We start from the raw sequence: 9501 nt of genomic DNA on the forward strand, positions 1-9501 counted from the left end.
TTAGACACTCAAGAAATTGATATCTCTGAAGCACAAGAAGACGAAATCCTGATCAAGCGTGATGGTAAACTTCACCGTCCTAAACGTCTTGCTTCTGGTCTATACCAGTTCCGTGAAGGCACGCAAATCGACCGCGTTGTACTTGACTGCGTAACTAGCTTACAAAACGGTGCTGACCTACTTTGGATCGAAACTGCGACTCCAAACGTTGCTGAAATCGCTCACATGGTTAACCGTGTACGTGAAGTTGTGCCAAATGCGAAACTTGTTTACAACAACTCTCCATCATTCAACTGGACACTGAACTTCCGTCAACAAGCGTACGACCGTTGGGTTGCTGAAGGTAAAGACGTATCTGCATACGACCGCGCTAAATTGATGAGCGCTGAGTACGACGATTCTGAATTGGCTGCTGAAGCTGACGAAAAAGTACGTACATTCCAAGCAGACGCTTCTCGTGAAGCAGGCGTGTTCCACCACTTGATCACTCTGCCTACTTACCACACAGCTGCTCTTTCTACTCATGAGCTTGCTCAAGGTTACTTCGGTTCTGAAGGTATGTTGGCTTATGTTGCTGGCGTACAACGTAAAGAAATCCGCGGTGGTATCGCTTGTGTGAAACACCAAGCAATGGCTGGTTCTGACATCGGTGACGACCACAAAGAAATCTTCGCTGGTGACAACGCGCTTAAAGCGGGTGACGATGCGAAAAACACAATGAACCAATTCTCTGCTTAATCAGCTCTGAATCGATTCTAAAAAAACCCTGCGCAAGCAGGGTTTTTTTATGCCTAACATAAAATGAATAACCCTATAAATTGTTGAAACAGCTAGATGAAAGGCAAAAGCTTCATATTTTCTTCATGATTCAATTTTATACATATTTTTCTGTGATCAAGCCTTGCATTCCCTAGGCCACTGCCTGAATATCCTTAAGCTGACTCAATAATGCAACGCTTTCCATAATTCATTAAATTCAAAGTGATTCAGACTTATGCTGTCTAAGTTTTTCATTCATCGTCCTATTTTTGCAGGTGTACTGGCCATTGTGGTCATGGCCATTGGACTTTTTGCGGTGATGAATTTACCTGTCGAACGTTATCCGGATATTGCACCGCCACGTATTACTGTGGCAACAACTTATACTGGTGCATCTGCAGAAACGGTAGAAGAGAGCGTGACCCAGGTGCTGGAACAGCAAATTAAAGGTATCGACCGCTTGCTGTATTTCAGCTCCAGTAGTGATTCTTCAGGTCGAAGCCGGATCAGCATCAGTTTTGAAAATGGCACCGATCCAGATACAGCACAAGTACAGGTTCAAAATGCGATTAACGGGGTTCTCAATCGTTTGCCTGACGATGTCCAGCGACAGGGCGTGAATGTCTTCAAATCTCTTGGCGATACCCATATGGTCATCGGTCTGTATGATGAATCACGGCGTAGTAGCAATATTGAACTATCTGATTATTTGACCACGCATCTGGAACAGGATATTTCCCGAATTGATGGCATTGGGGAAGTGGATGTTTTTGGTTCACAGTTCGCGATGCGCATCTGGCTGAATCCAGCAAAATTAAAACAATATAACCTGATGCCAAGTGATGTGCGGGCAGCGATTGAATCACAGAATACTCAGGTGGCAGCCGGTGCAATTGGGGACTTGCCGACAGTCGATGATCAGTATCTGAATGCCAAAGTCACATCAGGCAGCCGTTTAAAAACAGTCGAAGAATTTGAAAATATTATTGTGAAGTCTGCCCGGGACGGGAGCTTTATCTATTTAAAAGATGTTGCACGGGTAGAATTGGGTGCGGAAAATTATCAGTCATATAGCACTACCAATGGCTATCCTTCTGCCGGTCTGGGCATTTCACTAGCCTCCGGTGCCAATGCAATTGCGACGTCGAGTCTGATCAAGGCTGAAATCGAGCGACTTTCCCAGCAGTTGCCGGAAGGCTATAAAATTGCTTATCCGCGTGACAATACCCCGTTTGTCAAAGAATCGATTAAAGAAGTCGTTAAAACTTTATTCGAGGCGGTCATTCTGGTCGTCATCGTGATGTTTATCTTCCTGCAAAACTGGCGTGCGACCTTAATTCCGACTGTAACTGTGCCTGTAGTTTTACTCGGAACCATGGCGGTACTTTATGTTTTGGGACTGAGTATTAATACGCTGACTTTGTTTGCCTTAGTACTGGCGATTGGCTTGCTAGTCGATGATGCTATTGTGGTGGTAGAGAACGTTGAACGTCTGATGCATGAGCAGCAACTTACAGCCAAAGCAGCAGCACTGGAATCCATGCAGGAAATCAGCGGAGCACTGATCGGGATTACCCTGGTTTTAACCGCGGTCTTTATTCCCATGGCGTTCTTTGGTGGCTCAACCGGGGTGATCTATCGTCAGTTCTCGATTACGCTCGTGGCAGCGATGTCTCTGTCGCTGATGGTCGCACTGATTCTGACACCTGCACTTTGTGCGCTGATTTTGAAACCGAATCCAAAACCTGCCAAGTGGGCGAGTTGGTTTAACCAGAAACTGGATGATTTGAAGCATCGTTATCTGAAAGTTTCTAATGTCACTCTACAACATAAGGCCATTAGCCTGGTGCTTTTTGCCGGGTTGATCTGTGTATTTGCTTTATTCTACCGCGCCTTACCTACCAGCTTCTTGCCGAGCGAAGATCAGGGTATTCTGAATCTGCAGATCCGGCTACAGGAAGGTGCTCCAATGAAAAACACCATTCAGGTCGGTGAACAGATTCGTCAGTATTTTCTGGAAGAAGAAAAGGACAATATCGACTTGGTCATGTTACGTTATGGCCGTAACTTCTCAGGTACCGGTCAGAACCTGGCGACCGGTTTTGTAGCCTTAAAGCATTGGGATGACCGTTCAGGAGAAGAAAATACTGCGCAGGCGATTCGTGAACGTGCCATGAAGCATTTCCGTAGTAACCGCGATGCCCAAGTCAATATCAGTATGCCGGCTTCAGTGAATGGTTTAGGTCAAACCGACGGCCTGGATTTCTGGATTCGTGATATTAACGGTAATGGCCGTGAGTATCTGGAAGAACAGTTCCAGAATATGCAGGCTGGCGCAGCTCAATATAGGAGCTTTGAAAATCTGGATAAGCGCTCTAATCCGGAAAAAGCCGAACTGAAAGTCAATATTGACCAGAAACAGGCCATGGCCAATGGTCTGAGTCAATCCGCAATTAACAGTACGCTTTCAGCGGCTTGGGGCGGTAATTATATTAATGACTTTATTGATCGTGGCCGGATTAAACGGGTGATTATGCAGGGTGATGCAGAATTCCGTTCCAAACCTGAAGATCTGACACAATGGCATGTACGTAATGACCTGAACGAGATGGTGCCTTTTAGTAATTTCGCTCAGGTGGACTGGAGTGGTGGTCCCGAGGTAGTCAACCGTTTTATGGGCTATACCTCGCTACAAATGCAAGCGGATATGGTCAAAGGTTCCAGTTCTGGTGAAGCGATGCAAGATGTTGAAAATCTGGTGGCAGAACAGGATGGCATTGACGTGGTCTGGAGCGGTTTATCCTTTGAGGAAAAACAATCCAGTAATCAGGCAATCTGGCTTTATCTGGTATCGATCGGTTTTATTTTCCTGTGTTTGGCTGCTTTATATGAAAGCTGGACGATTCCGACTGCGGTCATGTCCGCGATTCCTTTAGGGATTGGTGGGAATATCATTTTTAGTTTTCTGGCAGATTTTCCGAATGATATTTACTTCCAGATTGCTTTGCTGACCACGATTGGTCTGTCCTGTAAGAATGCAATTTTAATTGTAGAGTTTGCGGCATTGGCTCAGGAAAAAGGTAAATCGGTAGTTGAAGCTGCACTTGAGGGTGCGTCATTACGCTTGCGTCCAATCTTAATGACCTCTCTGGCCTTTGGTGCTGGTATTTTGCCACTGGTCTTTGCTTTTGGTGCAGGTGCAGCCAGTCGTCGTGAGATTGGAATCAGTGTTTTTGGTGGAGTGATCTTCGGAACGATACTGGTACTGATTTTTATTCCATTTATGTACGTTTTAATTCGCCAAATGACGACGAAGAAATCACGTACCTAATATCAATACAAAATATTGAGCTCAAAAATCCTCGTTATGACGGGGATTTTTTGTCGAAATTAAAGAGCTAAAGATTGGCTTATATTTAAGCATGGTGTAAAAATTGCTATAGAAATCATCTATTCATGGCGTGTGCACTCTAAAGATGCATTTGATGGAGATTTCTAATTTATGTTGTCGCGCTTTTTTATTTATCGTCCCAAGTTTGCAGCGGTCATTGCAATTTTAATGATGGCCCTTGGGGTATTTGCACTTCAAAAAATTCCCATTGAACATATGCCAAATATGGATACGCCAGCTTTAGGCGTTTCCGCAGGTTATCGTGGTGCATCGGCTGAAACAGTTGAGCAATCGTTGACCCAGATTCTGGAACAGGCGATAAAAGGCATTGAAGGTCTGGAAACCTTTCACTCCAGCAGTTCGGTGGGACGGGCTCAACTTACGCTGCAATTTGAGCAAGGGGTCGATCTTGATCAAGCCCAGTTACAGGTTCAAAACGCCGTCAATGGCGTATTGAGCCGCTTACCTGAAGAGACGCAGCAGGGCGGAGTCAATGTTTATAAATCAGGGTATGACCAGTTTGCACTGTTAAGTTTATATGATGAGAGTGGGCAGAGTAGCGTCACCGAACTTTCAGATTATTTGATGGTGCATGTGGAACCGCGTTTGTCACGTATCGAAGGTGTGGGGGAAATTGACCTGTACGGTGCAGGTTATGCCATGCGGATCTGGCTAAATCCGCATAAGTTGCAGCAGTTTAACCTGATGCCAAGCGATATTCGCAATGCCATTGAAACCCAGAACGCACCCCTAGCTTCAGGCGCAATTGGGGGTTTGCCGACGATGCAGGATCAATATCTCAATGCCAAGGTCAGTGCGGGTTCACGTTTAAGCAGCGTGAAAGAATTTGAGAATATTATTGTTAAAACCACGGATTCCGGTTCATTGCTGTACTTAAAAGATGTGGCACGGGTAGAACTAGGTGCAGAGAGTTATAACCACATTAACTATACCAACGGACAGCTCTCTTCAGCTTTATCGATTACTTTGGCGCCACGGAGTAATGCCATTGCAGTTTCCAAACAGATTCAAGACGTATTAAAAAACGCTCAGGCCAATTTGCCACCGCACTATCAGTTGCAAATGACCATGGACAAAACTCCATTTATCACCAGCTCAATTGAACAGGTAGCTAAAACTCTAGTTGAAGCCATTATTCTGGTCATTGTGGTGATGTTTATCTTCCTGCAAAACTGGCGTGCCACGATTATTCCGGCCGTTACGATTCCGATTGTGGTTTTGGCAACCTTTGCTGTGCTGTATGTCTTGGGTATGACTCTGAATAACTTTACCTTGTTTGCCCTGATCTTGGCCATCGGTCTGCTAGTCGATGATGCCATTGTAGTGGTGGAAAACATTGAACGCCTGATGCAGGACGAACATCTGGATGCCAAAGCGGCTGCCTTAAAATCCATGCAGGAAATGAGCGGGGCACTGGTCGGTATTACGCTGGTACTTACTGCAGTATTTATCCCGATGGCTTTCTTTGGCAGTATCACTGGAGTGATTTATCGTCAATTTTCTATCACTTTGGTGGTAGCGATGTTGCTGTCTTTATTCGTGGCCTTGGTGATTACCCCAACATTTGCGGCACAACTCCTCAAACGCAAACCTTATCAGGCTCGCTGGGCACAGCGCTTTAACCATGGCATGGATCAGCTCAATGCCAGTTACCAAAAAGTTTCAGCTCGAAGCATGCAATTGAAATTCACGATGTTGGCACTGTTTGGTGTGTACATAATGGGCTTCGGCTGGGTATATAAGTATTTGCCGGAAGGATTGATGCCCACTGAAGACATGGGTTTTGCTATGGGGCAGATTGTCATGCCTGGCAATGCACCGCGTACAGAAGTCGAACAAGTCGGGCGTGAAGTACAAGATTATTTGATGAAACATGAATCGGAACGCATTCAGAGTGTAGGTGTCTGGTATAGTGGCAACAATGTCGGTGTAGGTCCGTATCGTGGGCAGCTTTTTGTGGTATTAAAAGACTGGGCTGAGCGCAAAAATCCTGAAGATTCGGTCTTTGCTATTGTCGATCGAGCACAGAAACACTTTGCCAATCATGCCAATGCCCAAATTTTCTTTATGGCACCTTCCATGTCAAGTAATGGTCGTGTAGTCGATTTCTGGTTGCAAGACCTGGATTATAAAGGGGCTGAATTTTTACAGGAGGCATTTGGCCAGATTGAAGCGCGTGCCCAAGGCAAATCATCGATTGAATTTTTACAGCTGGATCAACCTAAAGAAAGTGCTGAGCTGAATATCAAACTTGATGCAGAACGTGTGTTAAAGCATTCCATTCCTCAGCAAAATGTAAACAGTACTTTGGCTGCAGCATGGGGTGGAACTTACATCAATGACTTTATTGATCGCGGGCAGATTAAACGTGTGATTATGCAGGGTGAGGCAGAATACCGTTCCAAACCTGAAGATCTGGCCTTCTGGCATGTACGCAATCAAAAAGGTGAAATGCTGTCATTTAACCAGTTCAGTAGTCTGAATTGGCAGGGCGGGCCGAACAGTATTAACCGTTATATGGGCTATAACGCTGTTCCAGTCTATGCAGGGATTCCAAAGGACAAGTTTTCCAGTCAGACCATGCAGGATGTTGAAGCATTGGTAGATGCCCAGGAAGGTGTGAATCTGGCCTGGAGCGGAGCCGCATTGGAAGAAAAGCGCAGCAGCGGTCAGGCGATTTTTCTTTATGTGATTTCGATTGCCTTTATTTTCCTGTGCTTAACCGCTTTATATGAAAGTTGGACCATTCCTGCGGCCGTGATCAGTGCCATCCCATTGGGCGTAGGCGGCAGTATCTTATTTTGCTGGGTCTTTGGTTTCGCCAATGATATCTTTTTTCATATTGCCTTGCTGACGACGATTGGTCTGTCCTGTAAAAATGCCATTTTGATTGTGGAGTTTGCTGCACAGGCAGAGAAAGCAGGAAAAACAGCTATAGCTGCAGCTTTAGAGGGAGCAAGTTTACGCTTGCGGCCTATTCTCATGACTTCTATTGCTTTTGCTGCGGGAGTAATCCCTTTGATTTTCGCTTCTGGGGTCAGTGCGATCAGCCGTCAGGAAATTGGTGCCAGCGTTTTGGGCGGGGTCATTTTTGCGACTATTCTGGTGTTATTCTTTATCCCATTTATGTATGTGTTAATCCGAAACCTGTTTCGTGTCAAAGCAACAAATAAAGTTATACAAATCAATCAGGAAAATGAGGAATACTCACTCTAGGGCGGGTATGTTTCATACCTGCATGGAATGATGGTAGGGAAATGCAGCACCAAGAAAAAATACAGCAACTACATGAGACTCTGCTGACAGGGGAAAATAATATTCATCAGCTTTTACAAAAGCTGAATATTGCCGATCAGGCCAGAATTTTGTCTGAACTTGGACCAGCGGAACGCTGTCACCATTTCAGGCAGCTGGAACGTCAGGCAGAAGTACTGGAGTACTTGCCACTGGCCATGCAAATCCAGCTGGCCTATCAATTTCCTCTGGAGCAACTGGCCAGTCTGATGGATGCCATGCATTCCGATGACTTCATTGATTTATACAAGCAGATGCCCTGTGAAGTGCAGCAGCAGTTACTTGGCAAATTATCCACCCAGTCGCTACAAACCCTGCGAGAGCTGCATGCTTATCCGGAAGAAACTGCCGGTGCATTAATGAGTTCAGACTTCGTCACGCTTGCTCCCGAGTTGAGCATGACTGAAGCGATTGAAACGCTACGTGATATTGCGGGGAATCATGACACCTTATATCTGATCTATATTGTCGATGAAAAACAGCATCTGCTCGGCGTAATTTCCTTGCGACAAATTATTCAGGCACGGCCGGATGCCACTATTAATGAGGTCATGACCACAGATGTAGTCTATGCCACGGTAGATGAGGATCAGGAGCAGGTCGCCCGTACCTTGGCCTATTATGATTTTATCGCCTTGCCTGTGGTCGACGCGACCCAGAAGCTGGTCGGGATTATTACTTATGATGATGCCATGGATATTGCAGAGGCAGAAAGCACCGAGGATATTTTAAAATCCGGTGCAGTGACGCCTTTGAATGAGCTGAGCCTGAAAACTGCACCGATTCTCAGACTGTATCAGAAACGGGTATTCTGGCTGGTTATTCTGGTGTTTGGCAGTCTGCTCTCCGGAATCGGGATTGCCCATTTTGAAGATATTATTTCCACCCATATTGTGCTGGTATTTTTCTTGCCATTGTTGGTGGGAAGTGGGGGGAATGCTGGCTCACAATCTGCCACCCTAATGGTGCGTGCCTTGGCAACAGGCGATGTGCAGTTTAAGGACTGGTTTAGCTTGCTTGGTCGTGAATCTCTAGTTGCCTTATGTCTGGGTGGAACGATGGCCATTGCAGTATCAATTCTGGGTTATATTCGAGGCGACTGGATGGTCGCTGTTGTACTCGCTTTAAGTATGTTAGGTATTGTACTGATGGGATGTCTAATCGGCATGAGTTTACCCTTTATTCTCAATAAATTGAAAATGGACCCAGCCAGTGCATCAGCACCTCTGGTGACTTCAATTTGTGATGCCACCGGGGTGATTATTTACTTGTTTATTGCCTCTCAATTATTGTTTTAAATACTTAGCAATTACAGCTTAAATAGAAAAAATACTTTATGCTCAATTACATCAGTCTCATTTCTGGAAGAACCTATGCCTGATCCCGGACAGAAAAATAAACTGAGCCAACAGGATGTCATTCGGCTGGAGCGGGATCTGGCCAAGTTCGCCAATATGATGGATTCGGTGGTACGGATTCCATTTACCAAGCAGGGCGTCGGGGCAGATGCTGCTTTGAGTACCATTCCGGTAGCAGGAGATATCGCAGGTTTTGTATTGACCAGTTATGCGATTTATAAAGCCCGTCAGATCGGGGTATCGAATGAAAAATTAAAGCCAGTCCTGAAAATGGCCGTCATGGATGCTGTGGTCGGCTTTATTCCTGTAGCGGGAACAATATTTGATATTTTCATTCGTCCTAGCCGTAAGGCACTGGATATTGTGCATCAGCATATCCGGGACGAATACCAGATCCGTACCGATCATCATGTGGTGCATCCATTTCTGCATGAAAGTCTGGAACGCAGACAACAGCAATCCGCTTTCTGGCGTAATCCTGTGGTGGCCTGGATCTGGATTCATCTGCCAGATCTTTTAGGAACTTTCTTCTTGATTCTGTTAATTATGGCTATTGGCTGGGGCACAATGCAGCTTTTTCAATGGTTTAAAGCCTGAAGGTTTATCAATATAAACTTAATAAAAAAGCCTGCATTCGCAGGCTTTTTTCTATCAAGCAATGTCCCGTCCTGAAATAAG

The 9501-nt window shown here is 45.3% G+C and carries 5 protein-coding genes; all 5 read left to right on the forward strand.

From position 1 onward, the window contains the following. A partial coding sequence (locus tag B3143_RS13795) for an isocitrate lyase (protein ID WP_286740915.1) occupies positions 1 to 738 on the forward strand: 738 nt, incomplete at its 5' end. Between the two features lie 256 nt (positions 739 to 994). Next, positions 995 to 4090, forward strand: coding sequence for a multidrug efflux RND transporter permease subunit (locus B3143_RS13800; protein WP_286716560.1), 3096 nt, complete (start codon positions 995 to 997; stop codon positions 4088 to 4090). A gap of 171 nt (positions 4091 to 4261) precedes the next feature. Then, the gene (locus tag B3143_RS13805; RefSeq protein WP_004784769.1) at positions 4262 to 7387 is read left to right on the forward strand and encodes an efflux RND transporter permease subunit; all 3126 of its coding nucleotides are present in this window, start codon (positions 4262 to 4264) and stop codon (positions 7385 to 7387) included. A 41-nt stretch (positions 7388 to 7428) separates the two neighbouring features. After that, positions 7429 to 8763 (forward strand): magnesium transporter, encoded by a 1335-nt coding sequence (gene mgtE / locus B3143_RS13810; protein WP_004784767.1) that lies wholly within the window; start codon positions 7429 to 7431, stop codon positions 8761 to 8763. A gap of 75 nt (positions 8764 to 8838) precedes the next feature. Continuing rightward, complete coding sequence (locus tag B3143_RS13815) at positions 8839 to 9420, forward strand: DUF4112 domain-containing protein (protein ID WP_004784766.1); 582 nt, start codon at positions 8839 to 8841, stop codon at positions 9418 to 9420. The last annotated feature ends 81 nt before the right edge of the window (positions 9421 to 9501 follow it).

Source organism: Acinetobacter sp. UBA1496, assembly GCF_002324975.1.
GTDB lineage: Bacteria > Pseudomonadota > Gammaproteobacteria > Pseudomonadales > Moraxellaceae > Acinetobacter > Acinetobacter variabilis.